General features: G+C 59.0%; 19 protein-coding genes. 8 read left to right on the forward strand and 11 right to left on the reverse strand.

Features of this window, described 5'->3' with window-relative positions; translation table 11 throughout:
* Positions 1-215: 215 nt before the first annotated feature.
* From NAC44_RS01285 to NAC44_RS01305, 5 genes are all read right to left on the reverse strand, one after another.
* On the reverse strand, positions 216-611 hold the full coding sequence (locus tag NAC44_RS01285; RefSeq protein ID WP_250937056.1) for a RidA family protein: 396 nt from the start codon (positions 609-611) through the stop codon (positions 216-218).
* Positions 608-2,038 (reverse strand): aldehyde dehydrogenase family protein, encoded by a 1,431-nt coding sequence (locus tag NAC44_RS01290; RefSeq protein WP_250937057.1) that lies wholly within the window; start codon positions 2,036-2,038, stop codon positions 608-610. The genes NAC44_RS01285 and NAC44_RS01290 overlap by 4 nt, the downstream gene beginning before the upstream one ends.
* Positions 2,039-2,106: 68 nt before the next feature.
* On the reverse strand, positions 2,107-2,802 hold the full coding sequence (ung, locus tag NAC44_RS01295; RefSeq protein ID WP_250937058.1) for a uracil-DNA glycosylase: 696 nt from the start codon (positions 2,800-2,802) through the stop codon (positions 2,107-2,109).
* Between the two features lie 26 nt (positions 2,803-2,828).
* On the reverse strand, positions 2,829-4,217 hold the full coding sequence (locus tag NAC44_RS01300; RefSeq protein WP_250937059.1) for a GntP family permease: 1,389 nt from the start codon (positions 4,215-4,217) through the stop codon (positions 2,829-2,831).
* A 96-nt stretch (positions 4,218-4,313) separates the two neighbouring features.
* Positions 4,314-5,111, reverse strand: coding sequence for an HpcH/HpaI aldolase family protein (locus tag NAC44_RS01305; RefSeq protein ID WP_250937060.1), 798 nt, complete (start codon positions 5,109-5,111; stop codon positions 4,314-4,316).
* A gap of 240 nt (positions 5,112-5,351) precedes the next feature.
* Between NAC44_RS01305 and NAC44_RS01310 the strand changes: the two genes are divergently transcribed.
* The 8 genes from NAC44_RS01310 (at position 5,352) to NAC44_RS01345 (ending at position 14,073) form a co-directional block, all read left to right on the forward strand.
* Positions 5,352-6,305, forward strand: coding sequence for a sugar-binding transcriptional regulator (locus NAC44_RS01310; RefSeq protein WP_250937061.1), 954 nt, complete (start codon positions 5,352-5,354; stop codon positions 6,303-6,305).
* Between the two features lie 326 nt (positions 6,306-6,631).
* Entirely contained in the window at positions 6,632-7,951 is a 1,320-nt protein-coding gene (locus NAC44_RS01315) for an ABC transporter substrate-binding protein (protein ID WP_250937062.1), read from the forward strand.
* Between the two features lie 269 nt (positions 7,952-8,220).
* Positions 8,221-9,093 (forward strand): carbohydrate ABC transporter permease, encoded by an 873-nt coding sequence (locus NAC44_RS01320; RefSeq protein WP_250937063.1) that lies wholly within the window; start codon positions 8,221-8,223, stop codon positions 9,091-9,093.
* Between the two features lie 5 nt (positions 9,094-9,098).
* Entirely contained in the window at positions 9,099-9,929 is an 831-nt protein-coding gene (locus NAC44_RS01325; RefSeq protein ID WP_250937064.1) for a carbohydrate ABC transporter permease, read from the forward strand.
* Between the two features lie 123 nt (positions 9,930-10,052).
* Complete coding sequence (locus NAC44_RS01330) at positions 10,053-11,051, forward strand: ABC transporter ATP-binding protein (RefSeq protein ID WP_250937066.1); 999 nt, start codon at positions 10,053-10,055, stop codon at positions 11,049-11,051.
* Positions 11,048-11,824 carry an L-iditol 2-dehydrogenase gene (locus NAC44_RS01335; RefSeq protein WP_250937068.1) on the forward strand — a complete coding sequence of 259 codons (777 nt, stop codon included), beginning with the start codon at positions 11,048-11,050 and terminating at the stop codon, positions 11,822-11,824. Before NAC44_RS01330 ends, NAC44_RS01335 begins: the two co-directional genes overlap by 4 nt.
* A gap of 72 nt (positions 11,825-11,896) precedes the next feature.
* A complete protein-coding gene (locus NAC44_RS01340) occupies positions 11,897-13,381 on the forward strand; it encodes a mannitol dehydrogenase family protein (RefSeq protein ID WP_250937069.1) in 1,485 nt (494 codons plus the stop codon).
* A 14-nt stretch (positions 13,382-13,395) separates the two neighbouring features.
* On the forward strand, positions 13,396-14,073 hold the full coding sequence (locus NAC44_RS01345) for an HAD family hydrolase (protein WP_250937607.1): 678 nt from the start codon (positions 13,396-13,398) through the stop codon (positions 14,071-14,073).
* A gap of 12 nt (positions 14,074-14,085) precedes the next feature.
* Here the strand turns inward: NAC44_RS01345 and NAC44_RS01350 are convergent, their stop codons facing one another.
* The 6 genes from NAC44_RS01350 to NAC44_RS01375 are packed head-to-tail and all read right to left on the reverse strand — an operon-like array spanning position 14,086 to position 20,076.
* Positions 14,086-14,667 (reverse strand): NAD(P)H-dependent oxidoreductase, encoded by a 582-nt coding sequence (locus tag NAC44_RS01350; RefSeq protein WP_250937071.1) that lies wholly within the window; start codon positions 14,665-14,667, stop codon positions 14,086-14,088.
* A gap of 19 nt (positions 14,668-14,686) precedes the next feature.
* On the reverse strand, positions 14,687-16,090 hold the full coding sequence (locus tag NAC44_RS01355; protein WP_250937078.1) for an FAD-binding oxidoreductase: 1,404 nt from the start codon (positions 16,088-16,090) through the stop codon (positions 14,687-14,689).
* An 11-nt stretch (positions 16,091-16,101) separates the two neighbouring features.
* The gene (locus tag NAC44_RS01360; RefSeq protein WP_250937080.1) at positions 16,102-17,457 is read right to left on the reverse strand and encodes a cytosine deaminase; all 1,356 of its coding nucleotides are present in this window, start codon (positions 17,455-17,457) and stop codon (positions 16,102-16,104) included.
* Positions 17,457-18,263 carry an ABC transporter permease gene (locus NAC44_RS01365; protein ID WP_250937081.1) on the reverse strand — a complete coding sequence of 269 codons (807 nt, stop codon included), beginning with the start codon at positions 18,261-18,263 and terminating at the stop codon, positions 17,457-17,459. The genes NAC44_RS01360 and NAC44_RS01365 overlap by 1 nt, the downstream gene beginning before the upstream one ends.
* A complete protein-coding gene (locus NAC44_RS01370; protein ID WP_250937083.1) occupies positions 18,260-19,084 on the reverse strand; it encodes an ABC transporter ATP-binding protein in 825 nt (274 codons plus the stop codon). Before NAC44_RS01370 ends, NAC44_RS01365 begins: the two co-directional genes overlap by 4 nt.
* Complete coding sequence (locus NAC44_RS01375; RefSeq protein WP_250937085.1) at positions 19,081-20,076, reverse strand: ABC transporter substrate-binding protein; 996 nt, start codon at positions 20,074-20,076, stop codon at positions 19,081-19,083. Before NAC44_RS01375 ends, NAC44_RS01370 begins: the two co-directional genes overlap by 4 nt.
* Positions 20,077-20,181: the final 105 nt, after the last annotated feature.

A 20,181-nucleotide genomic window follows, 5' to 3' on the forward strand; every position in this document is an offset into this window, starting at 1 on the left:
GTGGCCGGTATTTCCTTTTGGCAAATTTTTGTCATAAAAAAAAGCCCATCGGCAAAACCGACGGGCCTCAAGACTGGAGATCAAGCATTCAGCATTCATGATAGCGTCATGCTTGGATGGTATGATACATGTTTTTTGTTAAGAGGCCATTGCTTTTTTGAATTGTGTTTTATTTGTGGCACTCATCGTGACGGCCAGCGTCGCAAGGCGGCCTCTCACATTGGCGTTTTCACGGCAGTCACCTCCACTTCGACCAGAAATTCCGGTCGGGTGAAGCCATTGACGATGAGCAATGTCGAGACCGGTTTCGGGTCACGGATATAGCGATCCCGGACGGCCATATAGGCGGGAAAATCCTCCCGCTTCGTGACAAAGCCGCCAATGCGGATCACATCGGCAAAATCCATGCCCGCTTCGGCAAGGATGGCGCCAATCGCCTGGAAACACAGCTCCGCCTGCGCGGTGATGTCGGCGGGGATCGTATCATCGGGACTGATGCCGAGCTGGCCGGAGGTGACAAGCAGCGCCCCCGGCTCGGCAATCAGCAGACCGTGATTATACTGGCCAAAAGGTTTGCGCACCGACGGCGGGTTGATCGGTTGTCGTGTCATGCCTTGTCCCAGCCGATAATGCCTTTGATTTCGAGAAAATCATGGATCGCCCAATCGGCATATTCGCGACCATTGCCGGATTGCTTGTAGCCGCCGAAGGGGGCCATGGTGTCCCATTCCGGATAGTTGAGATAGACAGAGCCTGCCCGCATCCGCGCGGCAATGCGGCGGGCATGATCGATATCCTCAGACTGGATATAGGCCGCCAGCCCGTAAACCGTGTCATTGGCGATTGCGACCGCCTCTTCTTCATCTGTGTAAGGCAGGATGGAGAGAACCGGACCGAAAATCTCTTCGCGGGCAATGGTCATGTCATTGCGGACATGTCCGAAAATGGTCGGGCGGATATAATAGCCGCGATTAAGCCCCTCGGGACGGCCCGGACCACCGGTGACCAGTGTTGCGCCTTCCTTGATGCCCGCCTCGATCAGCCGCTGGATCTTGTCATACTGGATCTGGCTGACGACCGGACCGAGATCGGTCGCTTCGGAGCGCGGATCGCCGGTGACGAAGGTTTCCGCTTCGGCCCTGGCGTAGGTGAGCGCCTCGTCATGCCGGTCGGCAGGCACCAGCATCCGTGTCGGCGCATCGCAGGACTGGCCGGTATTGCCGAAACAACTGCGCACGCCCTGGCGCACGGCGGCTTCAAAATCGGCATCCGGCAAAATGATATTGGCTGATTTGCCGCCCAGTTCCTGTGCGACGCGCTTCACCGTATCGGCGGCGGTCTTGGCGACGATGATGCCCGCCCGGGTCGAGCCGGTAAAGGAGACCATATCGACATCCGGGTGACCGGCCATGATCTGGCCGACATCCGGCCCGGTGCCGTTGACCATATTGTAGACACCCTTCGGCACGCCTGCGGCGTCCATGATTTCGGAAAAGACAATGCCGCTCAACGGCGCGATTTCCGAGGGTTTCAGCACCACGGTACAGCCGGTGGCAATTGCGGGAGCAACCTTGCAGACGATCTGGTTGAGCGGCCAGTTCCACGGCGTGATCAGCGCCACCACGCCGATCGGCTCCTTGACCACCATGGTCGAGCCGCGCTTTTCCGTGAATGAAAACTGTTCCAGCCCCTTGATCGTCGCTTCCAGATGGGCGCGGCCTGCCCAGGCCTGGGCGTCACGGGCAAAGCTTATCGGTGCGCCCATTTCCCGGCTGACGGCCTGGGCAATATCCTCAAACCGGCGGTTATATTCGTCGAGAATGCGTTTCAGAAGCGCCAGACGCTCCGCCACCGGCCATTGCGAGAAGCTGGCAAAGGCGCTTTTGGCCGCCGCAACCGCCTTATCGACATCGGCCTTTGCGCCGACGGCAATTTCGGTGAAGGCTTCTTCCGTTGCCGGATCGATCACCTCCAGCGTGGCGGGGTGAACCGGATCGACCCAGGCACCGTCGATGAAGAATTTCAGGTGATTGCTCATAACGCCTCCGCTCATTTTTCTGAACAGAAGGTAACGGTAAAAACAGGCCGCCCGCAAGTCGCTTGCTGTCACGCCTGATCGGGATCCTCCGGCAATTGCCAGTCGATGGGGGTCTCGCCATGGCGTTCGAGATAGGCATTGGCCTTTGAAAACGGACGGCTGCCGAAAAAGCCGTTATGGGCCGAAAGCGGCGAGGGGTGGGCCGATTTCAGCACCAGATGCCGGTTTTGATCGACAAATGCCGCTTTTTTCTGCGCGTAAGCGCCCCAGAGAATGAAAACGACATGCTCGCGGGTTTCTGCCACGGCATGGATCACCCGGTCGGTGAAGCGCTCCCAGCCCTTGCCCTGATGCGAGGCGGCGCGGCCTGCCTCCACCGTCAGAACGCTGTTTAACAACAATACGCCCTGACGCGCCCAATGTTCGAGAAAGCCGTGACGGACCGGGGCAATGCCAAGATCGGCCTGCATTTCCTTGTAGATATTGACGAGCGAGGGCGGAATGCGCGTGCCGGGCCGCACGGAAAAGCACAGGCCATGCGCCTGTCCCGGTCCGTGATAGGGGTCCTGTCCCAGAATGACCACCCGCACCTTGTCGATCGGGGTGAGGTCGAGCGCGCGAAAATAATCCGCGCCCTTGGGAAAGATCGTGGCGCCCTTCTGCTTTTCCGCGAGCAGAAACTGTTTGAGATGCTGCATGTAGGGCTGGTCGAATTCCGGCCCGATCGCGTCTTTCCAGCTTTCATCCAGTTTCACATCTGCCATCGTCTCTTCCTTCGGATCAACGTCATTCACATCAGGCCGGGCATGAGATTGAAGAACAGTACCATGACCAGACCGACCACCGAGACGATGGACTGGATGATCGAAATCGTCATGGTTGCCTCACCCATGGTCATACCGAACGATTCCTTCACCAGCCAGAAACCGGCATGGTTGGCATAGTTGAAAAACAATGAGCCGCAGCCGATGGACAGCGCCAGAAGCGGCGCATTCATGGCCTGTGCTGCGGCAAGCGGTGCCAGCAGACCCGAGGCGCCGACAATGCCGACCGTTGCCGATCCTGTCGAAACGGACAGAAGCATGGAAATGATCCAGCCGAGGATCAGCGGTGAGAGCGAAAATTGCTGGCTGAGATGCATGATGGCATTGCCAACGCCAGCGGCGGTCAGCACATGTTGAAAGGCGCCGCCACCGGCAATGATCAGCAGCACATTGGCGACCGGCTTCACGCTGCCGGTCAGGGCAGAGCGCAGGTCGTCGGCGCGGTCATAGCCGCGGCTGCCCAGCACCGCCACGGCAAACAGCACGCCGATCAGCATGGCGATCATCGGATTGCCGAGGAAAGAAGTGATTGCCAGAATGGCCGCTCCCTTGGCAAAGGTCAGTTCGGCAATCGAATTGGCCAGCATCAGAATGGCTGGAAGCAGGGCGGTCAACAGGCTGAGCGCCAAACCGGGCGTGGCCTTTTCGGCGCGTGCACCCTTTGAAATCGCCGAAAACTGCTCGATCAGCGCGGATTCCGGCCGCACCTTCAGCCGGGGCGTCACCCAGGCGCCGTAAATCGGCCCGCCGAGCAGAATGGCGGGAATGGCGGCGAGAAAACCATAGAGCATGGTTGCGCCGACATTGGTCTTGAGCGCGGCAATGGCCGTCAGCGGTCCCGGATGCGGTGGCACCATGCCATGCATGGCGGCAAGGGCGGCAATGACCGGCACGCCGATATAGACATAGGCCGAGCCTTTGACGGCTTTTGCCTCATCCAGCTTGCGTGCAACCGAGAAAATCAGTGGCAGGAGCACGACCAGCCCGACCTCGAAAAACATCGGAATGCCGATGACGAAGGCGACACCGGCCATGGCCCAGGGCAGAAACCGGGTCGACACCCGGTTGACGATCGTCTGTGAAATGCCTTCGGTCACGCCGGTATCGGCAAGGATCTTGCCGAGCATCGCCCCCAGTGCCACGACGATGCCGACCGCGCCGAGCGTGCTGCCCGCACCGCCAATGATCGCCTTGGTCAGCTTGTCTTGCGGCATTCCCGCCAGAAACCCGACGGCAATCGCGGTGAGCAAAAGCGCCAGAAGAGGGTGCATTCTGATCTTGGACACGATCAGGGCAACGAGAAAGACAACCCCCGCAAGGGCGATTGCCAGCAATTGAACATCTGAAGACGACATCATTTCTCCCGCGCGGAACGCCGCGCCTTTCGTTTCAAAGACAGCGCAATCATAAGTCTCTCATCCTTATGTTCCGATGCTGAATCAAGAGCCGGATCAATAACCGCCGTCAGCCTTGCCATTTTCGCCGCGCAACTGCGCCAGATGGCGGGCGGCGGCAGATGCGAGAAGCCCGACATCGCTGGTCATGGAAAGAAAGCCAATACCTTCGTCTTGTGCCAGACGGGCAAGGGCGGCATCGCCGGTCATAATGCCGACCGGCTTACCAAGCGCTTTGACCCGGCAAATAATGTCTCGGATGGCATCCTGAAGTTGAGGCGCATCGACCCGGCCGGGAAAGCCGAGATCTGCGGCCAGATCGGCCGGGCCGATCAGCACGGCATCCACGCCTTCTGTCGTGACGATGTCCTCCAGATTCTCCATGGCCTTGCGACTTTCGATCTGGACGATCAGGCAGATTTCGTCATTGGCGGTGGCGACATAGTCGCCGATGCGTCCGAAATTCGAGGCGCGCCCCAGTCCGGCCCCGAGACCGCGAATGCCCTGTGGCGGATAAAGACAGGCTTTGGCCGCAGCCTTTGCCTCTTCGCCGCTGTTGACCATCGGGATCAGCAGGGTTTGCGCGCCGATATCGAGCGCCTGCTTGATCAGCCAGCTTTCATTGACCGGCAGGCGGACAATGGGATGGGTGTCGAAACGGGCGATTACGGCAAGCTGGGCAGCCAGAAGTGGGATGTCGTTCGGCCCGTGTTCGGCATCGAGCAGCAGCCAGTCAAACCCGGAACCGGCACAAAGCTCGGCCACATGCGCACTTGCCAGCGCCACCCAGAGACCGTGAAGACGTCGGCTCTGGTCTTTCAGCGCCTGTTTGAACCGATTGTGGGGAGCGGGCACGGGAAGCCTCCTGAGAATGATTGCTCTTTCTAAAGCACATTGCGGCTTATCAGCCTCATGCAATGTGCTTTAAGTCTCTGAAGTGTCGCATGTACGTTATCGTTTCATTGAAGACAATGAAACGCGACATGCTTTAGCCTCCTCTGTGGCCAAAACTCAAGGCCATCTCTCTTGCCGGCAGGATCGCGCCTCTTGACGGAGGGATTTCTTCGCGGCTACCTCTTCTTTCGGAGGCTGATCATGGCGCGCAAGGCAGGGTTCAATTCACGGCTGGATGACGCCGCCCGTGCGGGCTGGCTCTACTATGTCGCGGGCCGCACCCAGGATGACATTGCCGCCGCCATGAATATTTCCCGCCAGAGCGCCCAGCGGCTGGTGTCGCTGGCCGTGTCGGAAAAACTGGTCAAGGTCAGGATCGATCACCCGATTGCCGTCTGTCTGGAACTGGCCGAGGCGGTGAAGGAAAAATACGGTCTGAAACAGGTGGAGATCGTGCCGACCGATCCCGGCTCGGAAGCCGCCACCACCGGCATTGCCGAGGCGGGTGCCGAGGAGCTGGAGCGCTGGCTGAAACGGCCTGAGCCGCTGACGCTGGCCATGGGCACGGGCCGCACGCTGCGCGCCGTCATCGACCAGTTGCCGCCGATGGAGTGTCCGCAGCACAAGATCGTCTCGCTCACCGGCAATATCAGCCCGGATGGGTCGGCGGCCTATTTCAACGTCATCTTTTCCATGGCCGATGCGGTGAAAGCACCGCATTTTCCCATGCCGCTGCCGGTCATCGTCTCGTCGCGGCAGGAGCGCGATCTTCTGCATCGCCAACCGCTTGTTGCCCCGACCATCGCCCTTGGCCGTACTGCCGACGCCGCCTTTGTCGGCATTGGCGAAATGACCATGGCGGGGCCGCTGGTGGAGGACGGCTTTCTCAGCAATGGCGAAATGCAGGCCCTGCTCGATGCTGGTGCCACCGGCGAAATCTGCGGCTGGATTTTCGATGGGCACGGAAAGCTTCTCGACAATCCGGTCAATGAGCGCGTCGCCAGCCTGACCATTCCAGACCGCAGCACCGCCACTGTCATCGGCATGGCGCGTGGCAAGCGCAAACACGCCGCCATTCGCGCCGCCATCCTTGGCGGCCATATCAACGGTCTGATCACCGACGAACAAGCGGCCCATTTTCTTCTCACAGAATAAGAACGCCCGCTCTCCTGCGTCTACCTGCTCTTGCTTGTGTCTGAACCTTCCTTGCCGGATTTCAGACGAGAATGGTTACGTCTTTTTCCATTCATGAATAATATCTTAAACAGCATCTTTGCGATGCAGCAACGATTCCGGCTTGACAATCTGTGTATGAAAGTGAGTAATTGCCCACGAGCGAGGCGAATGCTCATTGTCGGGGAGTGATCCCCGGCAAGGAAACAGGTGGCGATGAGGATCGCCACTGACGGTATCTCGAACCGCATTCCGGGCTGGGGGCAGAGAGGCTTCTCCGGGATGACCAATCTTCTGGGAGGAAGATGATGACAATGAAGACCCTGTTGCTGGGCGCCGTTTCGGTGCTGGCGCTTTCCGGTATGGCGTCAGCGGAGACCCTGACCATTGCCACGGTCAATAATGGCGATATGATCCGTATGCAGAAGCTGACGGATGATTTCACCAAGGCCAATCCCGACATTCAGCTGAAATGGGTGACGCTGGAAGAAAATATCCTGCGTCAGAAGGTCACCACCGATGTCGCCACCAAGGGTGGCCAGTATGACATCATGACCATCGGCATTTACGAAGCGCCGATCTGGGGCAAGCAGGGCTGGCTGGTGCCGCTCGACAAGCTGACCGCCGACAAGAGCTATGACGCCAACGATCTTCTGCCGGCCATCCGCTCGGGGCTCACGGTCAACGGCAAGCTGTATGCTGCACCTTTTTATGGCGAAAGCTCTTTCGTCATGTATCGCAAGGACCTGTTCGAGAAGGCCGGGCTGAAAATGCCGGAAAAGCCGACCTGGGACTTCATCGCCGACGCTGCCCGCAAGATCACCGACAAGTCCAAGGAAGTCTATGGCATCTGCCTGCGCGGCAAGGCCGGCTGGGGCGAGAACATGGCGTTTCTCACCGCCATGTCCAATTCCTTCGGGGCGCGCTGGTTCAATGAAAAATGGCAGCCGCAGTTCAACACGCCGGAATGGAAAAAGACGCTCGACTTCTATGTCAAGCTGATGAAGGATGCCGGTCCTCCGGGCGCGTCCTCCAACGGGTTCAACGAAAATCTGGCGCTGTTCCAGACCGGCAAATGCGGCATGTGGATTGATGCCACCGTCGCCGCCTCCTTCGTGACCGATCCCAAGGCCTCGAAGGTTGCCAATGAGGTCGGCTTTGCCCTTGCCCCGGATAACGGGCTTGGCAAGCGCGGCAACTGGCTTTGGTCTTGGAACCTCGCCATTCCGGCAGGCTCGAAGAAGGTGGCTGCGGCAGAAAAATTCATCGAATGGGCCACCAGCAAGCATTACACCGATCTGGTGGCGGAGAAAGACGGCTGGGCCAATGTGCCGCCGGGAACCCGTACGTCTCTTTATGACAATCCGAACTATCTGAAGGCTGCTCCCTTCGCCAAGATGACGCTGGAGAGCATCGATTCGGCCGATCCCAAGCATCCGACCGTCAAGCCCGTGCCATATGAGGGCGTGCAATATGTGGCGATCCCGGAATTCCAGGCGATCGGCACCGCTGTCGGTCAGCAGTTTTCCGCAGCTCTTGCCGGTCAGGAAAGTGTCGATCAGGCGCTGAAGACTGCGCAGATGCTGACCGAACGCGAGATGAAGAAGGCCGGTTATCCGAAGAAGTAAAATGCTTCGGTGGGCCTGAGCCTAAAGCATGTCGCGTTTCATTGTCTTCAATGAAACGCGACATGCGAAAAAACACAGGCTTAGAACACGTTGACTGAGGCTGATAAGCCGCCACCTGCTTTAAATCTGCTGCATAATTTTCACCTTAAATCTCACCCGATCCAAGGAATTATGCAGGAGGCGGCCCATCCCCTCTGCCCGGTAGGCTGAGGGGATAAGCTCTCACGTGACACATAAACGATAAACACCGTATCCAAGAGGCGGGCTCCATGGCGACCACCCAGACCCACTCCGCAGCCAGAGCGATGATGGCCCCATCGGTCATCCTGTTGTTCATCTGGATGATCGTACCGCTTGGCATGACCATCTATTTCTCCGTGCTCAACTATAATCTGCTGATGCCGGGGGCGCATGATTTCGTCGGTTTTCTCAACTATCAGTATTTTCTGACCGACCCGGCCTTTTTCGCGGCCATTGTCAACACGCTTCTGCTTGTGGGGGGCGTGCTCTTGATTTCCGTCATCGGTGGCATTCTGATGGCGCTTCTGCTCGACCAGCCGATTTTCGGTCAGGGCATTGTCCGCATTCTGGTGATTTCGCCCTTCTTCATCATGCCGACGGTTGCCGCGCTGGTGTGGAAGAACATGCTGATGAACCCGGTGAATGGCTTGTTTGCCTGGGGTTTTCGCCTCCTCGGTCTGCAACCGGTGGATTTTCTCGCCACCATGCCGCTCACCTCGATCATCCTGATCGTTGCGTGGCAATGGCTGCCCTTTGCCACGCTCATCCTGCTCACTGCGCTGCAGTCGCTGGATGAAGAGCAGAAGGAAGCCGCCGAAATGGACGGGGCCGGGCCGATTGCGAAATTCATCTATATCATCCTGCCGCATATGGCGCGTGCCATCACCGTGGTGGTGTTGATCGAAACCATTTTCCTGCTTTCCGTTTTCGCCGAAATCCTTGTGACCACCAATGGCGGACCCGGAACGGACAGCACCAATCTGACCTATCTGGTCTATACCCAGGCGCTGTTGCAATTCGACGTGGGCGGTGCTTCCGCCGGTGGCATCGTTGCCGTGGTTCTGGCCAATATCGTCGCCCTTGTCCTCATCCGCCTCATCGGCAAGAACCTGGAGGCATAAGAGCCATGGCCCGCGCCGTTTCCACCCAACGAAAACTGACTTTCACCGCCATCGCCTGGCTGATCGGGCTAATCATCTTCTTCCCGATTCTCTGGACCTTTCTCACCAGTTTCAAGACGGAAGGCGAAGCGATTGCCTCACCGCCATCCTTCCTGTTTTTCCACTGGACCACGGAAAACTATGCCGAGGTGCAAAGCCGCTCGGATTATCTCAGCCACTTCATGAATTCCGTGGCGATTTCCTTCGGCTCGACACTGCTCGGTCTTGCCATCGCCATTCCCGCCGCCTGGGCCATGGCCTTTTCGCCGACCAAGCGCACCAAGGATGTTTTGATGTGGATGCTCTCCACCAAAATGATGCCGCCAGTCGGCGCGCTGATCCCGATCTATCTGCTGTTCAAGAATTTCGGCCTTCTCGACACCAGAAGCGGGCTGATTGTCGTGCTGATGCTGATGAACCTGCCGATCATCGTCTGGATGCTCTACACCTATTTCAAGGAGATCCCGGGCGAAATCCTTGAAGCGGCGCGCATGGACGGGGCAACGCTGATGAAGGAGATCGTCTATGTGCTCACCCCGATGGCGGTGCCGGGCATTGCCTCCACCGTGCTGCTCAACATCATTCTGTCGTGGAACGAGGCTTTCTGGACGCTGAACCTCACCACGTCGAATGCCGCGCCGCTCACCACCTTCATCGCCTCCTATTCAAGCCCCGAAGGACTGTTTTATGCCAAGCTTTCGGCGGCCTCGACCATGGCGATTGCGCCCATCGTCATTCTCGGCTGGTTCAGCCAGAAGCAGCTGGTGCGTGGTCTGACTTTTGGCGCGGTCAAGTAAACAAGCAATTCCAGCAAAAGTGGACGCCGGTTTTGCGTCCGGAATTGCGAAAAAAAACAAGCAATTCCAGCAAAAGTGGATGCCGGTTTTGCGTTCGGAATTGCGAAAAAAGGAATGTAACCCATGGGCAGCATTACCCTCAAAAATGTCTCCAAGACTTTCGGCGAAGCCAAGGTCATTCCGAATATCGATCTGGAGATCGACAATGGCGAGTTTGTCGTCTTTGTCGGTCCGTCCGGCTGCGGCAAATCCACGCTTTTGAGGCTGATTGCCGGGCTTGAGGATGTCTCCGGCGGCAAAATCATGATCGATGGCGCCGATGCCACCGAGAAAAAGCCCTCCGAGCGCGGCCTTGCCATGGTGTTCCAGTCCTATGCGCTCTATCCGCATATGAGCGTGCGCTCCAATATCGGCTTTCCCTTGAAAATGGCAGGCGTCGACAAGGCCGAGATCAACCGCAAGGTCGAGGATGCCGCCCGCATCCTGAACCTGACCGATTATCTGGAGCGCAAGCCGCGCGCACTGTCCGGCGGCCAGCGCCAGCGCGTCGCCATCGGTCGCGCCATCGTGCGTGCGCCGCGCTGCTTCCTCTTCGATGAGCCTTTGTCCAACCTCGATGCGGCACTGCGCGTCAATATGCGCCTCGAAATCTCCGAACTGCATCAGAAGCTCGGCGCAACCTCGATCTATGTCACCCATGATCAGGTGGAAGCCATGACCATGGCCGACAAGATCGTTGTGCTCAATCGCGGCCATATCGAGCAGGTCGGCTCGCCGATGGAGCTTTACCGAAATCCGGCCAATCTTTTTGTTGCGGGCTTTATCGGCTCGCCGAAGATGAACCTGATTTCCGGCGAGACGGCAAAACGGCATGGTGGCCACACCATCGGCATCCGTCCGGAACATGTGAAGCTCTCCACCACCGAAGGCGCGTGGAAGGGCCAGGTGGTGATTGCCGAACATCTGGGCTCCGACACCTTCCTGCATGTCGATGTCGATGGCATCGGCCAGATCACCGCCCGCACCGATGGCGACATTCCGGTTCGCCATGGCGAAACCGTGTTCATCACCCCGGATGAAAACCGACTCTACCGTTTCAACGAGAAGGGACTTGCCGCATGAGCCAGCGTCTTGACGGCAAATCGGCGCTGATCACCGGATCGGCGCGTGGCATTGGCCGGGCTTTCGCCGAAGCCTATGTGCGCGAGGGCGCAACCGTCGCCATTGCCGACATCAATCTGGAGCGCGCAGAGGAGACGGCACGCGAGATCGGCCCTCAGGCCTATGCCGTGCCTCTCGACGTGACCCGACAGGAGAGCATCGATGCGGCCATCCGCATGGTTGAAGACAAGACCGGCGGGCTCGACATTCTGATCAACAACGCCGCTCTTTTCGATCTCGCTCCCATCGTCGAGATCACCCGCGAGAGCTATGACCGGCTGTTTTCCATCAATGTCGCCGGGTCTCTCTTCATGCTGCAGGCGGCGGCGAAAAGCATGATATCCCGCGGCAAGGGCGGCAAGATCATCAATATGGCGAGCCAGGCAGGCCGTCGTGGCGAGGCGCTGGTGGCGGTCTATTGCGCCACCAAGGCGGCGATCATTTCGCTGACCCAGTCGGCAGGCCTCGATCTGATCAAGCACGGCATCAATGTCAACGCCATAGCGCCGGGCGTGGTCGATGGCGAGCACTGGGACGGCGTCGATGCCCTGTTTGCCAGGCATGAAAACCGCCCTCTCGGTGAAAAGAAAAAGCTGGTTGGCGAAGCCGTGCCCTATGGCCGCATGGGTCAGCCCCAAGACCTCACCGGCATGGCGATCTTCCTCGCCTCCGATGAAGCCGAATACATCGTCGCCCAGACCTACAATGTCGATGGCGGCAACTGGATGAGTTGATCATGGCACATGTTTCAGGCTGCCCTCTGCAACCCTCGCTGATTTCCCGAAATACTGTCAGGACATAATCCCATGACCGTCAAACTATCGCTTGCCTCGCTCAAAGACGCCGCCGCGAAGGCCGCCATTCCCGCTTATGCGCGTGAAAGCCTCACGCCCGGCATCCTCCATTTCGGCGTCGGTAATTTTCACCGCGCCCATCAGGCGATCTATCTGCATGAACTGTTCAATCAGGGCAAGAATCTCGACTTTGCCATCATCGGGGCAGGCGTGCTGGCCTCTGACGCGACGATGAAGCAAAAGCTTGCCGCGCAGGATTACCTGACCACGGTGGTCGAGCAGGATGTGGCGAAAAGTGCGGCCACCGTCACCGGGCCGATGGTGGATTTCATCGCGGCCCCCGATTTCGACGCTATCATCGCAAAGCTGGCCGATCCGGCGATCCGCATCGTGTCGATGACCATTACCGAAGGCGGCTATTTCATCGATCCGGCCACCGGCAAGTTCGATCCGAAACATCCGGCCATTCTCGCCGATGCGAAAAACCCCGATCAGCCGAAAACCGTGTTCGGCCTGATCATTGCCGGGCTGAAGCGCCGCCGTGCTGCGGGGCATGCCCCCTTCACCGTGATGTGCTGCGACAATATTCCCGGCAATGGCGAGGTGACGGAGGCGACCGTGACCGGGCTTGCCGCACTTTTTGACCCGGATTTTGCCCACTGGATTCACGACAACGTCGCCTTTCCCAATGCGATGGTCGATCGCATCACGCCTGCCACCGGCGCACGCGAGATCGACATCACCCGCGACACCTATGGCATTGAGGATCAATGGCCGGTCTTCTGCGAGGAGTTCAAGCAATGGGTGCTGGAAGACAATTTCCCACTTGGCCGTCCGGCTTTCGAGGAGGTCGGCGTGACCTTCGTGCCGGATGTCGCGCCTTACGAACTGATGAAGCTGCGCATTCTCAATGGTGGCCATGCGGCAATCGCCTATCCGGCGGCGCTGATGGATATTCATTACGTGCATGAGGCGATGGAAAACCCGCTGATCCGGGCCTTTCTCGCCAGGCTGACCCATGAGGAAATCATTCCCGTGGTGCCGCCGGTGCCCGATACCAGCCTTGAGGACTATGCCACGCTGATCGAGGCGCGTTTCTCCAATCCGAAGATCGGCGACACGATCCCGCGTCTGGCGCAGGATGGCTCCAACCGTCAGCCGAAATTCATCCTGCCATCGACGGCGGACCGCTTGGCCAAGGGGCTCGATGTGGTGGGGCTGGCGCTGGTCTCGGCGCTGTGGTGCCGCTATTTCGAGGGCACGTCCGACAGCGGCAAGGAGATCATCTTCAACGATGCCAGTGCCGAACGGCTGCAAAAGGCAGCGCTCGAAAGCCGCAAAGACCCGCTGATCTTCCTGGACCTGGATGACATTTTCGGCGCGGTCGGGAAGAACAGGCTGTTCCGGCAGCGCTTTGGCGAGGCCTTGACCGCGCTGCGCAGCCATGGCACGGCGGAAACATTGCAACGCTATCTCGATGGGGCGTTGGGCAACTGAACAAAGGGGTGGCCATGCACCAACCGGCAACAGGGCTGGTGATTTTCGATTGCGACGGCGTGCTGGTGGACAGCGAGCCGATGTCGGTCGAGGTTCTGGTGGCGGCCTTCAACAGGGCGGGTGTCGCAATCGATGACGCCTATGTTTATGAAAATTTCCTCGGCCGCAGCATGGCGACCGTGGTGGAGACGGCAAGAGAGGAATTTGCCCTCACCATCGATGAACGCTTTCTGGATGCGATGCGTCAGGATCTTTATCAGCGCTTTCGCAGCGGTCTGCGCGCCATAGAGGGGCTTACCGCAGCGCTTGACGATCTTGAGCGGGCCGGAATTGCCTTTTGCGTGGCGTCTTCTTCCAATCCCGAACGGATTGTGCTGTCGCTGTCCGTTACCGGGCTTCTGCACCGTTTTGAGCCGCATATTTTCAGCGCCACCATGGTGAAGAACGGCAAGCCCGCGCCGGATCTGTTTCTCCATGCGGCTGAGAGGATGGGGGTGGCGCCTGCTTGCTGTGCCGTGGTTGAGGACAGTCCTGCCGGTCTTGCCGCGGCAAAGGCTGCCGGAATGCGGGCTCTCGCCTTTTGCGGCGCCAGTCATGCCACCGGGCCACGCCATCATCAGGTCATTGACGCGCTTCGTCCGGATGTCAAATTCGATGCTATGGGTGATCTGCTTCACTGTCTGCGGGTTTGAGCAGGCACGGCGTCAGAAGCGGTCCATCTTTCGTTGCACCTTATCGAGAAAGGCCTGCCGCGTCTCCTCGGTGCAATTGTTCATGTCGTAATGCGCCAGAAAGGTGACCGGCGCGCCCAGCCGGATCTGGGCGCGCAGCACCCGTTTGACGATTTTTTTCGGCGGATCACCCGCCAGAAAGGCGCGAAGCGGGGTTGAACCGTAAGTGAAGACGGCGGCGAGCTTGCGGATATGGGAGAGTGTCGGTGTCAGCCGGCCATCCTCCAGCGCAAAACTCACGCCCGGCAGCCAGACCCGGTCGAAATAGCCTTTCAGCATGGCGGGAAAGCCGAAATTCCAGATCGGCGTGACAATCACCAGCGCCTCTGCCGCCTTCAGCCGTGCCACATGGTCCTGCACGGGCAGGGTGTTTTCCGGATAATCGTGATAGATGCGCCGTTCCTCGGCACTCATCACCGGATTGAAGCCTTCAGCATAAAGATCGCAGCCATCGACCTGATGCCCCGCCGTCTCAAGCGCATTGCAGGTTGTGCGATAGAGCGCCCGCCCATAGCTTTCCTCGACCGGATGCGAATGGAGAACCAGAACGCGCATGGATGGGCTCCTTCTGTCGTCAACGCTCCGCAGCCATCAGCCCCGGAAACAGGTAATTCTTGCCCGCCTTGAAATCGAAATCGGGATTGTCCCAGGCGATCATCTTGCCGGGATTGAGCAGGCCCTTCGGATCGGTTTCTTTCTTGAAGGCGAGCTGTACTTCGTCCGTCTGCTTCATGCCGCCTTCTTCCAGCGTATACCGATGCGGGTTGAAGACCGGGCAGCCGTTTTCCTCGTGCAGACGGATGATCTCTTCCAGCCGCTCCTTGCTGGTGAAGCGCACCAGCGGCAGGCCGGAGCACTGGATCTGGCCGTCGAATTTCAGAAATTCCAGATGGCCGATCACCTCGTCGCCGAAGAGGCGGGTCATGGTGTCCACCTTGGCGACATGATCCGGGCCCGGATATTGCACCTGAAGATAGGTGATCGCCGGATCGACCTTCAGCGCCCGAAGCGTCGTGTGGTTCCAGGCCAGTTCATAGGCATGGGGAATGCCCTTCATGCTTTCCACCCGGTCGGAGCGGAAACGGATATCGCCTTTCATTTTTTCGGCATAGGCGACGAAGGGTTCCATGGAGTGTGGCGCCACCATCAGCACCACCACGGACTGGCCTTCTTTCAGGAAGGGCTTGTGCCGGGTGAAATAATCATAGGGAATGGGGGCGGCAATCGGTGCCACTTCTTTCAGCAAAATGCCGTTGCGATGCGTCAGCCCGTCGGCAAAGCGCACCGCCTCCATGAATGTGTCATAGCCGACAATCACATCCACCCAGTCATAGGCAGGGGCAAGCGGCATTTCGATCTCGGTGATGATGCCATTGGTGCCATAGGCATGGCTGACCTTTTGCAGATCCCAGGCGGAAAGCTCGAGCACGCGCGGTTCCGCCTCCATGGTCACGACCCGGAGCCGCAGGATATTGCCGAGGTCGCGCAGGCCCCCCCAGGTGATCGAGCCGACACCGCCGGAACCACCGGCGATGAAGCCGCCCAGCGTTGCCGTCTGGGCGGTGGAGGGATGAAAGCGCAGCTCCTGACCGGAATGGGCCTTGGTCTGCCGGTCAAGCTCGGCCATGATGATGCCGGGTTCTGAAATCACCCGACCCGGCTTGATCTCCTTGATCCGGTTCATGTTGATCAGGTTCAGCACGATGCCGCCGGAAAGCGGCATGGCCTGACCGTAATTGCCGGTGCCGCCGCCGCGCGCCGTCACCGGCACGCCATGGGCAAAGGCCACTTTCAGCGTGCGGATCACCTCTTCTTCATTGGCGGGCGAAACGACGAGATCGGCGCTGACATGATCGAGTTCGGCCTTCAGCAGCGGCGAATACCAGTAGAAGTCGCGGGATTTCTGCTTGACCAGCGCCGGATGATCCTCGACGGCGATACCCTCCAGCTCTTGTTTGATTTTGGCGTAATCGGCCATAGGATAACCTTTCAAATGGTTTGAACCATCAGCGGGTCCAGCTCACGATAATCGGGCAGGCGTGTGTCAATCGCCTTGCCGTCACGCATGACGAGGCGGTCGCTTTGCGGACGCGAGAGAAATTCGCTCCATGTGCGGGCGGAAAAGGCGACCAGATTGGCGCAAAGCCCCGGCGCGATACGGCCATGATCGGCCCGACCCACAATATCGGCGGGGGTGCGGGTGACAATGCGGGCCGTTTCATCAAGCGGATGGTCGAGATGGACGATGCGGATTGCTTCCCGCAGTACCTCGACACAATCGAGATCGCCATAGGCATAGAAGGGATCGCGGGTATTGTCGGAGGCAACTGCCGTTTGCACCCCAGCCGCCGTCAATTCATGAAACAGCGTCACCCCGCGCTGGCGCGGTGTGCGGCCCGGATGCCGGTCCTGCAGATACATGTTGCACATGGGCAGCGAGACGACGGCAAGGCCGGCCTCGGCCACCCTGTCGATGGTGGCTTTGGCCACATCGTCGCTCTGCCGGGTGAGCGAGCAGCAATGACCGACCACGACCTTGCCGTCAAAGCGGTGGCGAAGCTTTGCCTCGGCAATGGCTTTGAGGGTCAGGACCGAGGCATCCTGGGTTTCATCGACATGCAGGTCGATATCGAGACCATGATCGGCGGCGGCGGCAAACAGCAGGTCCAGCCGGTGATCAAGATCGGGCACCATCTGCGTGACGCCGCCGAGAAGCCCGCCATGTTCTTTCAAAACAGCGAGAAGATCGGCGAAAAACACCGGATCGGTGATCTCGTCAAAAGGGAAGAGGGCGGCGGCCTGTAGATCGATCCGCCCCTGCCATGCGCGTTTCAGATCGGCAAAGACCTCGAAGGAAATGCGGTGTTGCGGGGCGCTGCTATCGAGATGGGTGCGGATCAGGCTGGTGCCGTGGGCATAGGCGCATTTCAGCGAAAATTCCATGCGGGCGCGCACATCCTCGGCCGTCCAGTTGGCTTCGCGGTCTTGCTTGACCGAAAACAGGGCACCGGTGAAATCGCCGGTTGGATTGGGCTGGCGCGGCCAGATATGGCCCTTGTCGAGATGGGTATGCATATCGACAAAACAGGGAAAGACCATGCCGTCATCCAGATCGAGCGTCGGCATGGGCATGGGCATGGGCATGGGCATGGGCATGGGCATGGTTGGGGCCTCGGCGCCCCTTGGCACAATCGCCTCGATCCGCCCGTCGGCGATGATCAGATCGGCCTCGATCAGCCCTTCGCGCGCTGGGGCAGAAAAGCCATCGACGGTGATGGTGGGCAGGCGCGCATTGCTCAGGCGATAGCGGGCGGCGTCAGGCAGGGTGGTCAAGCTTGCTTGCATCAGTTTTCTCGCTTCAGGCTGCTTTCATGCCAGCGATGCAGTGCTGCCCATGAGAGAAAGGAGGTGATGGCGAAAATCACCACGCCAAGACAGGAGAGCAGCACAAGGGCGGCAAAGAGGCGGGGAATGTTCAGCCGGTATTGTGCTTCAAGCAGCCGAAAGGCGAGCCCTGAGCCGGCGCCGGCGGAGCCTGCGGCAAATTCCGCCACCACGGCGGCAATCAGCGCCAGTCCGCCGCCGATACGAAGGCCGGTCATGAAATAGGGCAGGGCGGCGGGAATTTTCAGATAGATCAGCGTTTGCCAGCGGCTGGCGCCATAAAGATCGTAGAGATTGAGCAGATTATGATCGACGCTTTTCAGCCCCTGCACCATGTTGGAGAGAATGGGAAAGAAGGCGACGAGAAAGGCGCAGATCAACAGAGCGATCTGGGTTGTTGGCGCATAGATCAGAATCAGCGGCGAAATGGCGACGATGGGTGTCACCTGCAGGATGACGGCAATCGGATAGAAGGCGATCTCGATCCATTTCGACTGGACAAGGAAAATCGCCAGCCCGACGCCGCCGACAAGCGCCAGCCCCAGCGCCATCAGGGTGATCTTCGTCGTCACCCAGAGCGCGGGGCCGAGAATGCCCCAATCCTCATAGAGCGATTTTGCCACTGCCAGGGGGCCGGGCAGAATATATTGCGGCACGCCGGAAACGGTGACGCCGATATGCCAGACCAGAACCATCGCGATGACGACGCCAATTGGCACAACACTTCTGAGCAGCGTATCGCGCGAGACAAACAGCGGGCGGCTCATGCGTGTTCCTCCCCGCCCAGGGCCTCGATCAGACTGTTGGAGGTTTTTTCGCAGGCGCGACGATACTCCTCCGAGGTGCGGTAATGGGCGTCACGCGGGCGGGTGCGATCCAGGGTGAAATCGGCATGAACCCGGCCCGGCCGCGCCTTCATCACCACGATGCGGGTGGAAAGGTAAGCCGCCTCGAACACGGAATGGGTGACGAAGACCACGGTGATGCCGCTATTCGCCCAGAGTTTGAGCACATCATCATTGAGCTTTTGCCGGGTCATTTCGTCAAGAGCGGCGAAAGGCTCGTCCATCAGCAGCAGTTTTGGTCTGGTGACCAGCGCGCGGGCAATCGAGACCCGCATTTTCATGCCGCCGGACAGTTCACGCGGATAGGCCTTGGCGAAATCCTTGAGCCCCACCGTTTCCAGCGCGTCTTCGATGGAAGGCATTGCCTTGGGCTTTGCCATGCCTTGCAAACGCAAGGGCAGATAGACATTGCCCGCCACCGTCTGCCACGGCATCAGCGTCGGCTCCTGAAAGACGAAGCTGATATCGCCGTCCGGCAGGCCGCGGGCATTGATGCGCGAGCTTGGCCAGTCGATGCTGCCGGAGGAGGGCGCACCCAGTCCGGCTATGATCCGCAGCGCGGTGGACTTGCCGCAGCCGGAGGGGCCGAGCAGGCTGATGAATTCGCCCGGCTCCACCGTCATGGTCATGTCGGTCAGCGCCAGCGTGCCGGAAGAAAAGCTTTTCGATACGGATGAGAGCCGTACCAGCGGTCTCTGGCGGCTCTCATGATCGGCAGGCGAAGCGGAGGGCACAGCCGTCATTTCGCCGCCGTCATGCCGACGCCCTTGCAGACGAATTGCGGCGTGAAGGCTTTTTTGTAATCGAGCTTAGCATCGACAATGCCGATGGAGACCATTTCCTTGAAGAATTTCTGATAATGCGATTCGGTCATGCAGCCGATGCCCTTGTCCTTCGCCTCGCCGGAAACGACGATGCCATATTCCTTCATCTTGTCGATGGAATAGGCGATCTGCGCATCGGTCATTTCCGGGTTGTCTTTCTTGATCAAAGCATTGGCGGCTTTGTTGTCGCCGTAGAGATAGTGATACCAGCCTTCGATCGAGGCATTGACGAAACGTTGAACGACATCCGGTTTCTTGTCGATCATGCTCTCAGTGGTGGTGATCATCGTCGCATAGGGGCTGTAGCCATTATCGGCCAGCAGGAAGACCTTCGGCGTCCAGCCTGCCGCTTTTTCCACCGCGAAAGGCTCGGAGGTGACATAGCCCTGCTGGGCAGACGTCTTGTCGGCAATGAAGGGGGCCGGATTGAAGGTATAGGGCTTGTATTGTGCGTCGCTGAAGCCCTTGAAATTCTTCTTCATCCACTCGAAATAGGTGACGAAACCATCCTTGCCCATGAAAATGGTTTTTGCCTTGGCAAGATCGGCGAATCTATCGATACCCTGATCGGGATGGGCCATCAGCACCTGCGGGTCCTTCTGGAAAATTGCCGCGACATCAACCAGCGGAATGCCCTGCTTGACCGCATCCAGTTCCTGCAGCGGGCTACCCATGTAGAAATCGACCTTGCCGGCCATCAGCAGCGCCTGATTGGCCGCGTTTGGCCCGCCCTGAACGATGGTCACGTCCAGCCCGTATTTCTTGTAGGTGCCGTCGGCCACGGCCTGATAGAAACCGCCATGCTCGGCCTGCGCCAGCCAGTTGGTACCATAGCTCACCTTGTCCAGCGCCATGGCCGGAGTGGAAAGTGCTGCGGCCAAGGCCGCCACCGTCAGAAATAAGCGTTTCATCTGCTGTTCCCCTGTCGCCTCGGGCGCGGGCCCGATCATTTTTGCCTATTTCAATCAAGCTGCCGAGGCTTTGAAAAGCCCTAAAATATCAAGGAGACAAAGTCT

The organism is Allorhizobium sonneratiae (assembly GCF_023700755.1).
In the GTDB taxonomy this organism is placed as follows: domain Bacteria; phylum Pseudomonadota; class Alphaproteobacteria; order Rhizobiales; family Rhizobiaceae; genus Allorhizobium; species Allorhizobium sonneratiae.

Excerpts from the sequence above, each read along its gene's own strand:
- NAC44_RS01285 (WP_250937056.1), bottom strand. The coding sequence starts at position 611 with ATGACACGACAACCGATCAACCCGCCGTCGGTGCGCAAACCTTTTGGC.
- NAC44_RS01300 (WP_250937059.1), bottom strand. The coding sequence starts at position 4,217 with ATGTCGTCTTCAGATGTTCAATTGCTGGCAATCGCCCTTGCGGGGGTT.
- NAC44_RS01365 (WP_250937081.1), bottom strand. The coding sequence starts at position 18,263 with ATGAGCCGCCCGCTGTTTGTCTCGCGCGATACGCTGCTCAGAAGTGTT.
- NAC44_RS01355 (WP_250937078.1), bottom strand. The coding sequence starts at position 16,090 with ATGGCCGATTACGCCAAAATCAAACAAGAGCTGGAGGGTATCGCCGTC.
- NAC44_RS01290 (WP_250937057.1), bottom strand. The coding sequence starts at position 2,038 with ATGAGCAATCACCTGAAATTCTTCATCGACGGTGCCTGGGTCGATCCG.
- NAC44_RS01330 (WP_250937066.1), top strand. The coding sequence starts at position 10,053 with ATGGGCAGCATTACCCTCAAAAATGTCTCCAAGACTTTCGGCGAAGCC.
- NAC44_RS01360 (WP_250937080.1), bottom strand. The coding sequence starts at position 17,457 with ATGCAAGCAAGCTTGACCACCCTGCCTGACGCCGCCCGCTATCGCCTG.
- NAC44_RS01350 (WP_250937071.1), bottom strand. The coding sequence starts at position 14,667 with ATGCGCGTTCTGGTTCTCCATTCGCATCCGGTCGAGGAAAGCTATGGG.
- NAC44_RS01315 (WP_250937062.1), top strand. The coding sequence starts at position 6,632 with ATGACAATGAAGACCCTGTTGCTGGGCGCCGTTTCGGTGCTGGCGCTT.
- NAC44_RS01340 (WP_250937069.1), top strand. The coding sequence starts at position 11,897 with ATGACCGTCAAACTATCGCTTGCCTCGCTCAAAGACGCCGCCGCGAAG.
- NAC44_RS01320 (WP_250937063.1), top strand. The coding sequence starts at position 8,221 with ATGGCGACCACCCAGACCCACTCCGCAGCCAGAGCGATGATGGCCCCA.
- NAC44_RS01375 (WP_250937085.1), bottom strand. The coding sequence starts at position 20,076 with ATGAAACGCTTATTTCTGACGGTGGCGGCCTTGGCCGCAGCACTTTCC.
- ung (WP_250937058.1), bottom strand. The coding sequence starts at position 2,802 with ATGGCAGATGTGAAACTGGATGAAAGCTGGAAAGACGCGATCGGGCCG.
- NAC44_RS01370 (WP_250937083.1), bottom strand. The coding sequence starts at position 19,084 with ATGACGGCTGTGCCCTCCGCTTCGCCTGCCGATCATGAGAGCCGCCAG.
- NAC44_RS01335 (WP_250937068.1), top strand. The coding sequence starts at position 11,048 with ATGAGCCAGCGTCTTGACGGCAAATCGGCGCTGATCACCGGATCGGCG.
- NAC44_RS01310 (WP_250937061.1), top strand. The coding sequence starts at position 5,352 with ATGGCGCGCAAGGCAGGGTTCAATTCACGGCTGGATGACGCCGCCCGT.
- NAC44_RS01325 (WP_250937064.1), top strand. The coding sequence starts at position 9,099 with ATGGCCCGCGCCGTTTCCACCCAACGAAAACTGACTTTCACCGCCATC.
- NAC44_RS01345 (WP_250937607.1), top strand. The coding sequence starts at position 13,396 with ATGCACCAACCGGCAACAGGGCTGGTGATTTTCGATTGCGACGGCGTG.